The organism is Bradyrhizobium sp. cf659, assembly GCF_900113725.1.
GTDB lineage: Bacteria > Pseudomonadota > Alphaproteobacteria > Rhizobiales > Xanthobacteraceae > Bradyrhizobium.
In genome coordinates this window covers 1-16387 of sequence record NZ_FOQJ01000022.1, presented here as the reverse complement: position 1 = coordinate 16387, position 16387 = coordinate 1, and the positions used below count along the sequence as shown (strand labels likewise).

Below are 16387 nucleotides of genomic sequence, written 5' to 3'. Positions count from 1 at the left end.
GCCCCGGAATGACACCCCGGGAGGCCGAAATACCCCGGTCTGACCTCCTGCCGCCCCCCTCGTTAACCCTTTGCTAACCATACACCCGGCAAGAATTGCCGGGTGAAGTCGAGTGTCGTCAGCCGCGTAAAACGGGAGGTCCCCCGTGGACGCCAGTGCGGTGCCTCACTTTCGGAACGGCGGCCCTTCGGCCGCCGCGCAGACGTTTGGGGCGCGCGGCCGGCAGTCGCGCGGGGAGGCAGCTACCATGGTCGACGTCACCGCGGGACAGGGCGTAGGGGGCACAAACGCCGGCGTCCCCACCCTTGCCGAGATCGTCAACATCCTCAAGCGCGGCGACATCGCGCTCGCGCTCGGCATCCTCACCATCCTGGTGGTGCTGATCCTGCCGCTGCCCGCGATCGTGCTGGACCTGTTCCTGGCGATCTCGATCACGCTCTCGATCCTGATCCTGATGACGTCGCTGTTCATCCAGGCGCCGCTGGAATTCTCCGCCTTCCCGACCATCCTCCTGATCTCGACCATGCTGCGGCTGTCGCTTAACATGGCCTCGACCCGCCTGATCCTGTCGCACGGGCACGAGGGCACGGATGCCGCCGGTCACGTCATCGAAGCCTTCGGCAGCTTCGTGATGGGCGGAAATTTCGTCATCGGCATCATCGTCTTCGCCATCCTGATCATCGTCAACTTCGTCGTCATCACCAAGGGTTCGGGCCGCATCGCCGAAGTCGCCGCGCGCTTCCACCTCGACGCCATGCCCGGCAAGCAGATGGCGATCGACGCCGATCTCTCCGCCGGCCTGATCGACGAGAAGGTCGCCAAGGAGCGCCGCAAGGCGCTGGAGGACGAGAGCGGCTTCTTCGGCGCCATGGACGGTGCCTCGAAATTCGTTCGCGGCGACGCCATCGCCGGCCTTCTGATCGTCTTCATCAACGTCGTCGGCGGCATGATCATCGGCGTGGCGCAGCAGGGCCTGTCCTTCGCCGACGCCGGGCGCAGCTACACGCTGCTGACCGTCGGTGACGGCCTCGTCACCCAGGTGCCGGCGCTGATCGTCTCGACCGCGGCCGGCCTGCTCGTCTCCAAGGCCGGCGTCTCCGGCGCCGCCGACAAGGCGCTGATGAAGCAGTTCTCCGGCTATCCGCAGGCGCTGGCGATGTCCTCGGCCGTGATGCTGGTGCTGGCGGCGCTGCCGGGCATTCCGACCATCCCCTTCCTCGCGCTCGGCGCCGGCGCCGGCGCGCTGGCCTGGACCGCGCGCAACCGCAACCGTGCAACCGCCAAGGCTGACGAAGCTGCCAAGGCCGCGCCCGCCGCCGGTACGCCCGGTGCGCCGGGCGCGGCTGCGACCGAAGAGCCGATCTCGGCGGCGCTGAAGATCGACGACCTCAAGATCGAGCTCGGCTATGCGCTGCTGCCGCTCGTCAACGGCCCCGATGGCACCGACCGCCTCACCGAGCAGATCAAGGCGCTGCGCCGCTCGCTCGCGATCGAGATGGGCTTTGTGATGCCGGCGGTGCGCATCCTCGACAACGTCCAGCTCGAAGCCAACACCTACATCATCAAGATCAAGGAGGTCGACGCCGGCACCGGCAAGATCTGGCCGAACCAGTTCATGGTCATGGACCCCGGCGGCAGCCAGGTTCGGGTGCCCGGCATCCACACCACCGAGCCGACCTTCGGCCTGCCCGCGACCTGGGTTGATGCCAGCCTCAAGGAAGAGGCTTCGCTCAAGGGCTACACCGTGGTCGACGCCGCGACCGTGCTCTCGACCCACCTCACCGAGCTGCTCAAGGCCAACATGTCGGACCTGCTCTCCTATGGCGAGGTGCAGAAGCTGCTCAAGGAGCTGCCGAAGGAGCAGAGCGAGCTGGTCAAGGACATCGTCCCCGGACAGGTCACGGTCTCCGGCATCCAGCGCGTGCTGCAGCTGCTGCTCGCCGAGCGCATCTCGATCCGCGATCTCTCCACCATCCTCGAGGGCATCGCCGACTCGCTCGCCTTCTCGCGCAATCCCGCCACCATGGTCGAGCACGTCCGTGCCCGCCTGGCGCGGCAGATCTGCGCGCAGAACACCTCCTACAACGGCTATCTGCCGCTGATCGCGCTGTCGGCGCGCTGGGAGCAGGCCTTCGCCGAATCCATCATCGGCCAGGGCGAGGAGCGGAGCCTCGCGATGCAGCCCTCGAAGCTGTCGGAGTTCATGACCGCCGTGCGCGAGGCGTTCGAGCGCGCCGCGCGCGAAGGCGAGGCGCCGGTGCTGGTCACCTCGGCGGCAATTCGTCCCTTCGTCCGCTCGCTCGTCGAGCGGTTCCGTGCCCAGACGACCGTGCTGTCGCAGGCTGAAATCCACCCCAGGGCGAGGTTGAAAACGGTCGGAAGCATCTGATTTGCCTTAAGAAGCCGTGTGTTTTTCGGCCACAGGCAAATGGTTTTTAGGTTCTTGGCGCCTTGTGGACCAAATGCGGACAAGACGCCTAGCAAGCACATTACATCTTTGAAATAATTATAGAATTGAGCGATCGAAGATCGCCCTCGATCGCGATCTATCACGTCGTTTCACGCTCTTGTGATCGCCCCTTGGGAACGAATCCCCCCAATACTAGGTTGTTGGGCACCGGAAGCATGAACCTGCCTGAACGGGCTGGCGACTACTTCGGGTAGATGGCGGCAGGAGGCTTCCATGAACCACTCGATCTACAGCGCAGATCGCTCGACCCATCTGAAGATCGTGGTCGTTGCCCTCGTCGCAGGGATCGCGGTGGCAGGCTTCGGCATCACCGCACGCTCGGGTTCGGATGAAGGTCTGACCCAGACGGCTCGCGTCATCAAGGCCGGCAAGCCGGTCGTTATCACCAGTTCGAACGCGTCCCTCGTTCGCTAAGGAGATTGACGAGTTTTGTGAATTCACGCGGCTCTTTACCAGCCCCCCAAAGTCGCCACGTGGATATGTAGACGACCCCAACCCCAAGTCGACTACAGAAAGCGCCCGCCCCCCACGGGCGCTTTCTCATGTCTGGGGTGGTGTTTTGATTGCGGATGCAGGGGAGCCCGCCGCCTCCAAACTCCGCCGTCATTCCCCGCGAAGGCGGGGAATCCAGTACGCCGCGGCTCCTCCGTATCCCTCGCTGTCTCTGGAATACTGGATCGTCCGCCCCAGTGCGCAATCGCGCACAAGGCGGACGATGACACCGAAATTGACGTGAGCGATCGCGAGACAACGATCGAAGACGAGCACTCCTAGCGCGTCCTATCCACCCCATACGTCGGCGGCGGCGCCTGCACGGTCGGCGCGGCAGCGGCGAACAGCTCCTGCTTGCTCCCGCTGAGCGGCGGATAGATGCGCTTGCGGTTGATGGTCTGCTTCGTCGCCTTCGCGGCCGCGCCGACGGCGCGGACCTCGCGGTCCCACCCCTCCGTATAGAGCGCACCCCAGTTGCCGAGATCGAGGACGGTGACGTACCAGTCGATCCGCAGCGGCAGCATCGGCAGGTGCAGGAGATCGGCCACGACATTGTGGCCGGCGAAGCGGCCCATGGGGCGGGCGAACTGGCAGGACATCACGGTCGGATGCAGCCCGTCGACCACGCTGGAGGCGACGTCGCCGGCCGCGAACACACTACGCAGATCAGCGACTCGCATGAACGGATCGACCAGAAGGCGCCCAAGACGATCGCGCCCGCCCGGAAAGCTCGCGGCCAGCCGGCTCGCGCGTAGCCCGGCACACCAGATCACCGTCTGGGCCGCGATGAATTCGCCCGAGCTCAGATGCACGCCGGCCGCCTCGACCGATGCGACACGCGCGCCAAGGCGCGTCTCGATGTCGAGCGACGAGAACGCCGTCTCGATGACCGGACGCGCATGCGCGCCGATGGTGGCGCCGACCGTCGGATTGGGATCGACCAGGATGATGCGGCGGCTGCCGGTGATCCCGGCACGCGCCAGCCGGTCCGGCATCTCGGCCGCGACCTCGATGCCGGTAAAGCCGGCGCCGACCACCACGACCGTCGAACGCCCCGGCGACGGCACGCTGCGCCCGAGCGAGACGAGATGATCCTCCAGGCGCAGGGCCGCAATGTAGGTGTCGACGTCGAAGGCGTGGTCGGCAAGGCCCGGAATGTCGGGACGCATCACCTCGCTGCCGAGCGCGAGCACCAGCCGGTCGTAGCCCAAGGTTTCCTCGCCGTCGCTCGTGACCAGCGAGATCTCGTGCCGTGCCGGATCGATGGCTTCGACCTCGCCGAGGCCGTGAGTGACGCCGATCGGATCGAGCAATTGCCCGAGCGGAAGCGCGACCTCGCTGAGGTCGAGCTCGTAGTTGCGCACCCGGATGTTGTGGTAGGGATTGCGGTCGACGATGCGGATCTCGATGTCGCGGCCGGCAGCGCCGATCTCGTCGCGCTTGCGCGCAGCACCGATGGCCGCCCACAGGCCTGCAAACCCGGCGCCGAGCACGACGATACGCGCCATGTCCGCCTACTGTGCTTTCCAACGGAATCCTGCGGTCTGCCCGCGCAGGCAGATATAGCTCAATAGCCCCTGCCGACCAACCGTGTCGGCGCGCGCCGCTGCACAAAATCCCGGCTCACGCCTCGCGCAGTTCCGACGGCGTCGCACCAAAGCGCTTGCGGAAGGCGCGGTTGAAATAGGACAGGTCCGAGAAGCCCGAGGAATGCGCGATGTCGCTGATCTTGCGCGTCCTCGCGCGGGGATCGCCGAGCAGCTTGCGCGCCAGCAACAGGCGCTGCTCCAGCACGAATTCGGTGAAGGTGGTGCCGGCCTGCTCGAACAGGCGCTGCGCCTGGCGCGGGCTCAGGCCCGAGCGCGTCGCGACTTCCGACAGGCAGAGATCGTTGCGGCCAAGTGCGGCCATCACGTCGGCGCGCATGAGCTCGAGACGGGCCGCCGCCTGCCCGCGGCCGCGCGCGAGGCTTGCGTGCTCGGCATCGGTCCCGAGCAGGAGGCCGACGAGATCGACCATGTGCTGCGCGGTCAGGCGCTGGCCGACGGCGTCGAGATGCGGGCCGTGATTGGCGGCGAGCGCATGGTAGCGGAAGATGGTTTCGGCGACCGCACCGTCGCAGAGCACTTGCGACAGCTTCTCCTCGGTGCGCGGATTGATGTCGAGCAGCGCGCGGCGCGGCATGCGGATGGTGGTGAAGCGATTTTCGTCGGTGTGGCCGACGGTGCCGGTGACGCCCATGTCGACGAGCACCATCTGCGCCGGCGCGAGCTCGACGGTGTGGCCGTTCTGCCCGACGCGGACGAGGCCCGCATGTGCCGCGATCAGGACGAGATCGTCGCTGCCGTCGGCAAGGTGGCTCTGGTTACGTGAATATTGCGCGGAAGCGCCTTCGGGAATGGCCAGCGCGATGTTGTCGACCACGCTGATCTGGAGCCGGCAATCGATGCTGTCGCCATGGCTCGGCCCGATGTCGAGACCGCAGGCCCCGAAGGCCCGATCGCGCCAATGTTCGAAGGCCGCGCCTTGCGGCAGGCCCGCATATTGGTGAACGAAGATGCCCGGCGTTTTCGCTGCATCCATTTGATTTCTCGCCCCTCTCCGGCACCATGATCGGCGGCGCCGACTGCAAATTCCGGGCATTTGACGCCGCCAATTGCGGAGAGGTTCAAATCGGGGCTGGATTTGGCCGGGATTGTCGGAATGCGACGACGGGGCGGACCGGGGCGACAAACGTCGATCAGGCGTTGCCGCGACGATGGTGAAGCGCCCAATGCCCTTAAATGTCGTCCTGGACCAGCGAGCGGAGCGAGCGCCGATCCAGGACCCATTACCACAGGATTGATTGGTTGCTCGCCCGTGTGGCCACAGCCCACTCTTGCAACAAGCTCTTGGGGTAATGGGTCCTGGCTTTCGCCAGGACGACGATGGAAATCTACTTCTTCGCGGGCGCTTGCGGCTGGGACGGCGGCACGGTCTCGATCAGCTTGCCGGTAAATACCGGCGCCGAGGTCGGCTGGCCGCTGGGCGAGCCGCCGGCCTGCTCGACGGTGACGGCGTAAGTCGCGCCGTTGACGACGTCGGCATCGTAGGAGGCGAGCAGCGGACGCGCGGTGAAGTCGCCGCCGCCGATCACACCGAGCGAGCGCGGGCGCGGCAGCTTGTCGGAGATCAGCCAGAGCTCGAAGCTCTTGCCGGGCTCCGGCGTCGCGCCGACCTTGCGCACGGTGAAATTCCGCGTCGCGCCGTCGATGGTGAGGATGAAGGCCGGGCCGCCGGCCGGGCCCTGCAACAGCGCGACATATTGCGAAGACGCCGCGAGGGGCGCCGGTGTCTTCACCTCGACCGTCTGGATGCGCGGTGCAGGGCGCAAGCTGCCGGGCAGCGCATCGGGCAGGAAGATCTGAAGCGACAGCGTCACCAGCAGCGCTGCCGCAAGCGCGCCGACGGCGGATGCGATCGAGCGCCAGCGCTTCACGCGGCCCTCGAGCCGGATCACATTGGTGTTGTCCACGACCGGCGCCGGCGGCGCGCGCGCGACGTCCGGATCGGGCGCATGGACCTGCGGCATGAAGATCGGCGCGACGTCGGAAAGCGCATCGGACGGCGGTCGCGCGGTTTCGGGCTCGGCGGCTTCGGAAAGCTGCGGCTCCGGTTGCTCCGTGCGGTCCGATGACGTTTCCGGCGTGACGGCTTCGAACGAGGACGTCTTCGGTACAGGTGGTGGTGGCGGCGGCGAGGCTTCGGACAGCGCGGGGGGCTCCTGCGCGAAGCCCGTCCGCGCGAGCTCGGACCTGATGTTCTCCCACACGATCGGACGCGGCTCGATCGTGCCGACCATCTGGTTGAGGACGCCGAGCCGGTAGGCCCAGGACTGAACGACGTCGGCGAATTCCTTGTCCACCGCCATCATGGTCTCGACCTGCACGCGCTCGTCGGCATCGAGGGTGCCGAGCGCATATTCCGCGGCGAGCGCGATATGGTCCTCCGTGTAGGCCATCACTTGCAGTCCAGAACCACCCTCACAGCATAAACCCTCATAATCCAAGCCTTCATAGTCCAAGGCACTCGCGGATATCCAACATGCTGCGCCGCAGCCACGTCTTCACCGTGTTGACGGGCGCGGCGAATTTCTCCGCCAATTGCTCGCGGCTCCAGCCGTTGTAATAGGCGAGAAGCACGAGCCTCTGACGGTCCGGCTCGAGCCGGCCGATACATTCCAGGAGCCGCTTCAGCTCCTCGGTCATCTCCCGGCGCGCCAGCGGATCGGGACTGTCGGCTGCAACCTCCATCGCCTGAGGCTCTTCCTCGATGGAGACTTCCGACTTCTTGCGCACGATATCGATCGCACGGTTGCGCGCGATCGACGCCATCCACGTGATCGGCGACGACAGGGCCGGATTGAACTGGCCGGCGCTGTTCCAGATCTTGACGTAGGCCTCCTGAATGACTTCCTCTGCAATATCCTGCCGGCGCAAGATACGGAGCACGACGCCATAGAGTTTCGCGCGCGTGGCGACGTAAAGGCGCTCGAACGCGGCCTGATCGCCCTTCGCCACCGCCTCAATCAGCCCGACCAGCTCTGCTGGCGTCAGCATTCAGCCCCCCCAACGCGTAGGCTCGGGCGCGTTCCGCGCAGGCCCCGGCACTGCACTACCATAGCGCGTGGCAAAGCCGACCACCAAGGGGCGTGGCGCCGCGCTGTGGACAGCACATACGAAAACCCGGACCTTGCGGGTCCGGGTTCTGCAAATTTTCCGCGGTCTGGCTGCTAGCGCATCAGGCGACGGCGCCGATGCGGGCCCGCATCAGGCCGATGCTGTCGAGGTCGGCCTGCTCGCGGGCGTTTTCCTCGGCGCGTTCGCGGGCCTGGTCGCGCTCGTCGAGGAGCTCGACCTTCTTCAGCTCCTCGAAGGCCTCGGCCAGCGCGGCCTTGGCTTCGTCGAGCTGGCCCTTGAGCTCGTCGGCCGAGCGGGTCAGGTTCTCACGGCGCTGGATCGCGGCCTTGGCATAGGTCGGATAGGCGAAGTGCGAGGGATCGTTGATCCCGGCACGCTCCTGCTCGGTCTGGATCTCGCGTTCGAGATCGACCGACATCCGCTGGAAGTCGGCGATCATGGTCTCGATCTGGGTGACCCGGCGGCGCTTCTCGTCGACCTGAAACTTCTTCAGGCGGATGAGGGTATCACGTGACTTCATCGACTCGTACTCCCCAGAAGTCCCCTGGCTGCACGTGGGACAACACCGGTCTCCCCACAGGCCCAATTGGGGCCAAGACCGGCTCTGCTACTCTGTGAGAGCGGATGATGACCTGACAAAGTTAGCGTTCCGTTTCCAAATTACCGAGGATTTGCTCCAACTGGCGGTAGCCGTCCGCCAGCGAGGCATTTTCGTCCTTGCGCTGGCGCAGGAAGGCTTCCAGGGGCTCGTGCAGGCGGATCGCCTCGTCGACCTCGGGGCTGGAGCCGGCCCGGTAGGCGCCCAGCCGGATCAATTCCTCCATGTCGGCATAGGTCGCCATCACCGCCCGCGCCTTCTGGATGGTCGGCCAGAACTGCGGATCGGCCGATTTCGGCATGGTGCGGGAGACGGATTTGAGGATGTTGATGGCGGGGTAGCGGCCGCGCTCGGCGATCGAGCGCTGCATCACGATGTGGCCGTCGAGGATGCCGCGGACGGCGTCGGCGATCGGCTCGTTGTGGTCGTCGCCGTCGACCAGCACCGTGAAGATCGCGGTGATCGCGCCCTCGCCCAGGCCCGGCCCGGCACGCTCCAGCAGCTTCGGTAGCTCGGTGAACACGGTCGGCGTATAGCCCTTGGCGGTCGGCGGCTCGCCGGCGGACAGACCGATCTCGCGCTGGGCCATGGCGAAGCGCGTCACCGAGTCCATCAGGCAGAGCACGTCCTGATCCTCGTCGCGAAAATATTCGGCGACCGCAAGTGTCAGATAGGCGGCCTGGCGGCGCATCAGCGCCGGCTCGTCCGAGGTTGCGACCACGACGACGGAGCGCGCCAGGCCCTCCTCGCCGAGATCGTCCTGCAAGAATTCCTGAACCTCGCGGCCGCGTTCGCCGATCAGCCCAATGACGCTGACGGCGGCGTCCACGTTGCGCGCCAGCATCGACAGCAGCACCGATTTGCCGACGCCGGAGCCTGCGAAGATGCCCATGCGCTGGCCGCGGCAGCAGGTGAGAAACGTGTTCATCGCGCGCACGCCGAGATCGAGCGGCGCTCCGACGCGCTTGCGCGAATGCGCCGGCGGCGGCGTATTGCGGAACGGCATCGGCGAGGACCCCTGCGGCAACGGCCCCTTGCCGTCGATCGGCTCGCCCAGCGCGTTGACGACACGGCCGAGCCAGGCCGCCGAGGGTCGCACCTGATTGGCGGCATTGGCGATGACCGCCTTGCAGCCGCGGCGCACACCATCGAGGCCGGCGAACGGCATCACGACAGCATTGTTGCCGGAGAAGCCGATCACCTCGCAGGGGATGGAACGGTTGGCGCCGGTCTCGATCACGAGCCGCGCGCCGACCGACATCGCATGGATCGGGCCGGCCACCTCGACCATCAGGCCGCGCACACCGACCACACGGCCATAGATATTGATGCCGTCGATATCGCCGATCTGTTCGGCCAAAGCCTTCATAGGAGGGCCTTCATCAGGCGCGCGCCTTCATAAGAGGATATTCGTGACCCCGGGCCTTCACGGGGAAACTCTTAAGTTTCGCCATATTTCTGAACGGCGCTTAACTTCGTGTTTACCCGCATCGTTAATCATTGCGTCACTGTCTTTGTGACTGAGCGTGACTCCCCTTCAGAAGAAGGCTGAGTCGCGGGAGTCGGTTAGACCCGTCTCTTAAAGTGGAACTTGAACGGAGCCGGATAACGAAAGCTGCTTCTTCCGCAAGACCTTAGGGCGATTCGACAAAAATTGCACCGGGGGGACTTGCGTTCCAGAATCAGGATTTGTTAACCATCTGTTGTCAGGATCCGAATCAGTTGTTCAAAGGCGTTTTGTTGAGTGCCGCGAATGCGGCCGACCTGACGCCCAGGAGCGGCGACTATGGGGAACTGGCATGCGCGTTTTGCTGATTGAAGATGACAGCGCCGTCGCGCAGTCGATCGAGCTGATGCTGAAGTCTGAGAGCTTCAACGTCTACACGACCGATTTGGGGGAAGAAGGCGTCGATCTCGGTAAATTATACGATTACGACATTATCCTTCTCGACCTCAACCTGCCTGACATGTCGGGCTACGACGTGCTCAAGCAACTCCGGGTCTCCAAGATCAAGACCCCGATTCTGATCCTCTCCGGCCTCGCCGGCATCGAGGACAAGGTCAAGGGTCTCGGCGTCGGCGCCGACGACTACATGACCAAGCCCTTCCACAAGGACGAGCTGGTGGCCCGCATCCACGCGATCGTGCGCCGCTCCAAGGGCCATGCCCAATCGGTCATCCAGACCGGCGACCTCGTCGTCAACCTCGACACCAAGACGGTCGAAGTCGGCGGCCAGCGCGTGCATCTGACCGGCAAGGAATACCAGATGCTGGAGCTGCTCAGCTTGCGCAAGGGCACGACCCTCACCAAGGAAATGTTCCTCAACCATCTCTATGGCGGCATGGACGAGCCCGAGCTGAAGATCATCGACGTCTTCATCTGCAAGCTGCGCAAGAAGCTCGCCAACGCCTCCGAAGGCCGCAATTTCATCGAGACCGTGTGGGGGCGCGGCTACGTGCTGCGCGAGCCGCACGAGCACGAAGAGCGCATCCCCGCCTGATCCTTACGTTTACGTCGCGAGCCCTTCGGGGCTTGCTCCTCCCAGCCTGGACCCCGCCGCAAATGGCGGGGTTTTGTTTTTTGGGGGACGCGAACGCGGCTTCATCGCCCTTCCGCCGTTGAACCGCTATCCTTTCCCCGCCGACGAATGGTCGCTGCACGATGGGGGAACGATGATCCTGCAATCACTCGCCGGCCTGCCTGCCTTCCTGGTCTATTTCTGCACCGGGCTGATCGCGATCGTGGCGTATCTGTTCGTCTACACCCGCATCACCCCGTACAACGAGTTCCAGCTCATCCGCGACAACGAGCCGGCCGCGGCGATCTCGCTCGGCCTCAGCCTGCTCGGCTTCGTGGCACCGCTGGTCAGCGCCATCGCGCATTCGGCCAATGTGCTGGACTGCCTGATCTGGGCGGTGATCGCCCTGATCGTCCAGGTCATCGTGTTCTTTCTCGTGAAGGTCCCGGTGCCGAACCTGTCGGCGCGGATCGCCGCCGGCGAGCTTGCCCCGGCGATCTGGCTCGGGCTGTCCTCGCTCGCGGCCGGCCTGTTGAACGCCGCCTGCATGATCTACTGACATGGCCGACAAACCCACCAGCAAGCAGTTCGGCAAGCGCCGGCCGGCGCCGGTGCCGCCCACATCGCGGGCGCCGGTGAAGCGCTCCGGCCATGTCGCCCTCCTCGTGATGGGCACGATCGCGGTCGGCACCACCGCCTACACGCTGATGCCGCGGCAGAATTGCGAACCGCCGCCTGCCGGAACGGAAGCGGCGGCGCAGACGAGCACCACGTGCAGCAGCAGCAGAAGCAGTTCCTCCGGCGGCAGCGGCGGCTCGGGCTCATCGTCGCGATCGAGTTTCTTCAGCAGCGACTCCTCCAGCCATTCCTCCTCGGGAACGTCGTCCGATTCCGGCCACAGCAGCGTGAGCCGCGGCGGCTTCGGCTCGTTTGGCCACGGCTTCTCGGGCGGGGGCTGATCCATGCGGCGCATCACCTGCCTCGAGCGCGACGACTGGCGAGAGACCGCGGCGCAATGCGGCTTCGTCTTCCACACCAACGGCGGCGAGCGCTATTGGGACGAGCGCGCCTATTACGCCTTCACCCTCGACGAGATCGAGCGCGGCATCGAGACGCCGACCGGCGAGATCGACGCGATGTGCCTGGAGCTGGCCGGCCGCGTCATCGGCGACGAGCGGCATCTGCGACGTCTCAAGATTCCGGAGGCATTCTGGAGCCTGATCGCCGAGAGCTGGGAGCGGGACGACCGCAGCCTCTACGGCCGGCTCGACCTGAAGTTCGACGGCAAGGGGCCGGCAAAGCTGCTCGAATACAACGCGGATACGCCGACCTCGATCTTCGAGGCCGCCGTATTCCAATGGACCTGGCTCGAGCAGGCGATCGAACGCCGCATCATCCCGGTGCGCGCAGACCAGTTCAACTCCATCCACGAGCGGCTGATCGAAGCCTGGAAGGAGATTGCCGCAGGCCGCCATGTCCATCTCACCGGTACCACCGGCAACGAGGAGGACGCGGGCACGCTGGCCTATCTCGAGGACACCGCGCGCCAGGCGGGGCTATCGACCACGCTGCTCGACATTGAAGCGATCGGCTGGCGCGACGACGGCGGCGGCTTCGTCGATCTCGATAACAGCGACATCGCACTCGCCTTCAAGCTCTATCCGTGGGAATGGATGTTTCACGACGTCTTCGGCGCAAAGCTTGACGGCGCGCCGACGCGCTGGATCGAGCCGCCATGGAAGGCAGTGCTCTCCAACAAGGGCATCCTGCCGCTGCTCTGGGAGATGTTTCCGAACCATCCCAATCTGCTGCCCGCCTTCTTCGAGGACGACGCGCGCGCAGCCGAGCTCGGCAGCTCCTATGTGCGCAAGCCGCTGCTGTCGCGCGAAGGCGCCAACGTCACGCTGGTCTCCGGCGGAATGCCGCTCGACGAGCATGCAGGTCCCTATGGTGCAGAAGGCTTCGTGCGGCAGGCGCTCTCGCCACTACCGAACTTCTCGGGCTTCTATCCGGTGATCGGAAGCTGGCTCGTGAACCACGAACCCTGCGGCCTGTCGATCCGCGAAGACGAGAGTGCGATCACCGGCAACGGCTCGCGGTTTCTGCCGCATGCGATCTTGTGAGGGACGGTCACTTCCCCTCTCCCCTTGTGGGAGAGGGTGGCTCGCCGCGATAGCGGCGAGACGGGTGAGGGATCTCTCTCCGCGAGCGAATTTCTCACATGAGAGCTCGCGGAAGCAACCCCTCATCCGGCGCGCTACGCGCGCCACCTTCTCCCACAAGGGGAGAAGGAAGAAAGATCACCTTGCCGCAGCAATCTTCAGCGGCTGCGGCATCAATCCGCCCATGGGGCGGCCGGAGCGCGCCGGGTTGAGCTGATAGAGACCGCGGCGCTCGGTGACGGGACGGAAAGCGTCGGTGATGCCGACGACGGATTCGGCGGCACCAAGCAGCAGCGTGCCGTCGGCTTCCAGCCCCTTCGCCATGCGCTCGAAGATCACCGCCTTGGTGTCCTGGTCGAAATAGATCAGCACGTTGCGGCAGAAGATCACGTCGAACGTGCCGAGATGGGAGAAGTCCTGCAACAGATTGAGCTGGCGGAACTGCACCATCGCGCGAATGTCGGCATTGAGCTGCCAGAGCTCGCCGACTTGCGTGAAGTACTTCATCAGATGCTGGATCGGCAGGCCGCGCTGCACCTCGAACTGGCTGTAGACGCCGGCCCTGGATTTCTCCAGCACCTCCTGCGACAGGTCGGTGGCGACGATCTCGATGCGCCAGCCGGCCAGGGCCGCACCCATCTCCTTCAGGCACATCGCGATCGAATAGGGCTCCTGCCCCGTCGACGACGCCGCCGACCAGATGCGCAGCGATTTGCGCGCGGCGCGCGCCTGGATCAGGCCCGGCAGGATGGTCTCACGCAGATGATCGAACGGGATCTTGTCGCGGTAGAAGAAGGTCTCGTTGGTGGTCATCGCTTCGACCACGTCGGTCGCAAGCCGGCCGTCACCGTTCCTGATCTTCAGCACGAGATCGGGGATGCCGGGCAGGCTTGCCTTGCGGGCGAGCGGCAGCAGCCGGCTCTCGACCAGATACTGCTTGTCGGCGGAGAGATCGAGGCCGGAGCGCTCTTTCAGGAACTTGCGCAGATACTCGTAGTCAACCGGCGTCACGAGCGGTCTCCCGCGAACAGGCGGTTGACCTTGGCGCCGATCTGGTTGAGCGGCAGGATCGCCGCGCAGATGCCGGCATGGGCGGCCGCGCCCGGCATGCCCCAGACGACGCTGGAGGCTTCGTCCTGTGCGATCACGCTGCCGCCGGCGGCAACGATGTCCTTGCCGCCGCGCATGCCGTCCGAGCCCATGCCCGTCAGGATCACGGAGAGAATGGCGCCGTGCCAGATGTCGATGGCGGAGGTGAAGAGCGGATCGACGGCCGGCTTGCAGAAATTGACGGCGGGGCCGTCGTCGAGCGCGATCGCGACGTCCGCACCGCTGCGCACGACGCGCATGTGCTTGCCGCCGGGGGCGAGATAGATCCGTCCCGGCTTCACCGGCTCGCCGTCGACCGCCTCGGCTGCAGGCCGGCGGCTCGAACGCGCCAGATGCTCGGCAAGAATGGTGGTGAAGGTCGGCGGCATGTGCTGGGTGATCAGCACCGGGAAGCGGTCGATCACCGGGCCGAACTCGGTGACGAGGGCCATCAGCGCCTGCGGTCCGCCGGTCGAGGAGCCGATCAGCAGCACCTTGGGTGCCTGGGTCGAGAACGGGCGCGTGGACAGCGGCCCCGACGACGGCGCATGCAGGGCCGGTGCGGGCGCGGCGGGCCGCGCGACGGCCGGTGCACGTACAGCCGGTGCGGGGCTTGCACTCGAGCTTGGGCTCGCAGGCGCCAGCGGCGGGCTCGCAACCGCGGGCCTCCGGCGCAGCCGTGCGCCGAGGTGACGGATCTTCTGGATCAGGTCGTGATGGAAGGTGTCCGCGGCCGACGCCTCGCGCGTCGATTCCGGCTTCGGAATGTAGTCGGCCGCGCCGAGCGACAGCGCCTTGAAGCTGATCTCCGCGTTGCGGCGCGTCAGCGTCGAGGCCATGATGATGACGAGATCGCGCTTCTTCGCCAGCAATTGCGGCAGCGCCGAGATGCCGTCGAGCTCGGGCATTTCGATGTCGAGCACGGCAACGTCGGGATTGATGCGTTCGAGCTGGTTGACCGCCTCGAGCCCGGTACGCAGCGAGGCTGCGACCTCCATGTCGTGCTCGGCGCCGATCCAGCGCGAGATCAGACCGCGGATGACCACGGAGTCATCGACGATCATCACCCGCAGCGGCCCCGCTTCGCGCGACGAGCCCGTGGTCGAATTACCTGCGAACGCAACACTCATTACTCACCAACTCAGACTGAAACGGTTCAGTTGAAAACAAACGCCGAAGGAGCCGTTCAGCCTCCGGACGGTCGCTCAGATCAGGCCGACTTCCTGGAACTTCGCCGTCACGATGTCCTTGTCGAAGGGCTTCATGATGTACTCGTTGGCGCCGGCATGAAGTGCGCGCGCGATGTGCGCCACGTCGTTCTCGGTGGTGCAGAACACCACCTTGGGCTGGTCGCCGCCGGGCATGCGCCGGAGATGGCCGAGAAACTCGTAGCCGTCCATCACGGGCATGTTCCAGTCGAGCAGCACCGCGTCGGGCAAGCCGCGCTTGCAGGCCTCCAGCGCCTTCTCACCGTCCTCGGCTTCGAGGATCTGGAAGTCGAGGCCCTCCAGGATCCGGCGCGCAACCTTGCGGATGACGCTGGAATCATCAACGACGAGACAAGTTCGCATGTGAACCTCTGCTTCCTGTCCCCTTTGCGGGGACACTTCCAATTGCAAGTCCGTCGGCGGCGATGCCGCCGTATCAGGCTGCCATCATCTCGGGCGCGAGCTCGAGGACGCGATCGACGTCGAGGACGACCATGAGCTGGCCGTCGAGGCGGTGGACGCCGCCGGCGAGCTTGGCCATGCGGGGGTCTAGGTTGACGGGGTTCTCTTCCTTGCCGTCCTCGGGCAGGCGCAGCACCTCGCCGATCTGGTCGATCAAGAGGCCATAGGATTCGCCGCGCAGGTCGACACCGACCGCCATCGGCACCTTGCCGTCCTCGGGCCGCGGCAGGCCGAGACGGGCGCGCATGTCGACCACGGTGACGATGCGGCCGCGCAAATTGAGGACGCCGGCGATCTCGCGCGAGGACAGCGGCACGCGGGTGACGCGCTCGGGCATGAACACGTCCTGGACGCGGGAGATCGGCAGGCCGAACAGCTGGCCGCCGATCATCGCGGTGACGTATTCGACCATGGCGCCTTCGGTGGTCTGCATCTTGTTGGCCATAAGCGTATCTCCTGATCCCGCTGGTTACGCCGCTGCCCGGCTCAGCTCGGAGGCGCCGGCGGCGCCCGCGGTCTGTTCCTTCAGCGCCGCGATCAGACCGGGACGGTCGAACTTGGCGACATAGTCGTGGAAGCCGGCCTGACGGCCGCGCTCGATCGCCGCCGGCGACACCAGCGCCGACAGGCCGATGATCGGCATCGCGCCCAGATTGTTGTCGGAGCGGATCACTTCGGCGAACTCGAACCCGTTCATGTCGGGCATCT

The 16387-nt window shown here is 65.6% G+C and carries 17 protein-coding genes; 6 read left to right on the top strand and 11 right to left on the bottom strand.

What is annotated here, in order from left to right; genetic code table 11:
- Positions 1-247 precede the first annotated feature (247 nt).
- Positions 248-2389, top strand: a complete 2142-nt coding sequence (flhA, locus tag BM118_RS39645; RefSeq protein ID WP_177235097.1) for a flagellar biosynthesis protein FlhA — start codon at positions 248-250, stop codon at positions 2387-2389.
- A gap of 294 nt (positions 2390-2683) precedes the next feature.
- Entirely contained in the window at positions 2684-2884 is a 201-nt protein-coding gene (locus BM118_RS39640; RefSeq protein ID WP_092193413.1) for a hypothetical protein, read from the top strand.
- Between the two features lie 356 nt (positions 2885-3240).
- Here BM118_RS39640 and BM118_RS39635 read toward each other — a convergent pair whose 3' ends face one another.
- From BM118_RS39635 to fliI, 6 genes are all read right to left on the bottom strand, one after another.
- Positions 3241-4470, bottom strand: coding sequence for an NAD(P)/FAD-dependent oxidoreductase (locus BM118_RS39635; RefSeq protein ID WP_092193411.1), 1230 nt, complete (start codon positions 4468-4470; stop codon positions 3241-3243).
- Between the two features lie 115 nt (positions 4471-4585).
- The gene (locus tag BM118_RS39630; protein WP_092193409.1) at positions 4586-5545 is read right to left on the bottom strand and encodes a helix-turn-helix transcriptional regulator; all 960 of its coding nucleotides are present in this window, start codon (positions 5543-5545) and stop codon (positions 4586-4588) included.
- A gap of 352 nt (positions 5546-5897) precedes the next feature.
- Positions 5898-6962, bottom strand: coding sequence for an anti-sigma factor (locus BM118_RS39625; RefSeq protein ID WP_092193407.1), 1065 nt, complete (start codon positions 6960-6962; stop codon positions 5898-5900).
- A 52-nt stretch (positions 6963-7014) separates the two neighbouring features.
- The gene (locus BM118_RS39620) at positions 7015-7560 is read right to left on the bottom strand and encodes a sigma-70 family RNA polymerase sigma factor (RefSeq protein WP_092193405.1); all 546 of its coding nucleotides are present in this window, start codon (positions 7558-7560) and stop codon (positions 7015-7017) included.
- 181 nt (positions 7561-7741) lie between these two features.
- Positions 7742-8161 carry a flagellar export protein FliJ gene (gene fliJ / locus BM118_RS39615; RefSeq protein ID WP_011084990.1) on the bottom strand — a complete coding sequence of 140 codons (420 nt, stop codon included), beginning with the start codon at positions 8159-8161 and terminating at the stop codon, positions 7742-7744.
- Positions 8162-8282: 121 nt separating this feature from the next.
- Positions 8283-9608, bottom strand: a complete 1326-nt coding sequence (gene fliI / locus BM118_RS39610; protein WP_092193403.1) for a flagellar protein export ATPase FliI — start codon at positions 9606-9608, stop codon at positions 8283-8285.
- Positions 9609-10038: 430 nt separating this feature from the next.
- Between fliI and ctrA the strand changes: the two genes are divergently transcribed.
- From ctrA to BM118_RS39590, 4 genes are all read left to right on the top strand, one after another.
- Complete coding sequence (gene ctrA / locus BM118_RS39605) at positions 10039-10740, top strand: response regulator transcription factor CtrA (protein WP_008138878.1); 702 nt, start codon at positions 10039-10041, stop codon at positions 10738-10740.
- Positions 10741-10912: 172 nt separating this feature from the next.
- Entirely contained in the window at positions 10913-11317 is a 405-nt protein-coding gene (locus BM118_RS39600) for a DUF350 domain-containing protein (RefSeq protein WP_092193441.1), read from the top strand.
- A gap of 1 nt (position 11318) precedes the next feature.
- Complete coding sequence (locus BM118_RS42515; protein WP_092193401.1) at positions 11319-11717, top strand: hypothetical protein; 399 nt, start codon at positions 11319-11321, stop codon at positions 11715-11717.
- 3 nt (positions 11718-11720) lie between these two features.
- Positions 11721-12881, top strand: coding sequence for a glutathionylspermidine synthase family protein (locus tag BM118_RS39590; protein ID WP_092193399.1), 1161 nt, complete (start codon positions 11721-11723; stop codon positions 12879-12881).
- Between the two features lie 177 nt (positions 12882-13058).
- Here the strand turns inward: BM118_RS39590 and BM118_RS39585 are convergent, their stop codons facing one another.
- From BM118_RS39585 to BM118_RS39565, 5 genes are all read right to left on the bottom strand, one after another.
- Complete coding sequence (locus tag BM118_RS39585; RefSeq protein ID WP_092193397.1) at positions 13059-13931, bottom strand: CheR family methyltransferase; 873 nt, start codon at positions 13929-13931, stop codon at positions 13059-13061.
- On the bottom strand, positions 13928-15139 hold the full coding sequence (locus BM118_RS39580) for a protein-glutamate methylesterase/protein-glutamine glutaminase (RefSeq protein WP_092193395.1): 1212 nt from the start codon (positions 15137-15139) through the stop codon (positions 13928-13930). The genes BM118_RS39585 and BM118_RS39580 overlap by 4 nt, the downstream gene beginning before the upstream one ends.
- Positions 15140-15214: 75 nt before the next feature.
- Positions 15215-15580 carry a response regulator gene (locus BM118_RS39575; RefSeq protein WP_007600538.1) on the bottom strand — a complete coding sequence of 122 codons (366 nt, stop codon included), beginning with the start codon at positions 15578-15580 and terminating at the stop codon, positions 15215-15217.
- 73 nt (positions 15581-15653) lie between these two features.
- The gene (locus tag BM118_RS39570; protein WP_027549547.1) at positions 15654-16124 is read right to left on the bottom strand and encodes a chemotaxis protein CheW; all 471 of its coding nucleotides are present in this window, start codon (positions 16122-16124) and stop codon (positions 15654-15656) included.
- A 24-nt stretch (positions 16125-16148) separates the two neighbouring features.
- Positions 16149-16387 (bottom strand): response regulator (locus tag BM118_RS39565; protein ID WP_143099601.1); only part of this gene is annotated, 239 nt, incomplete at its 5' end.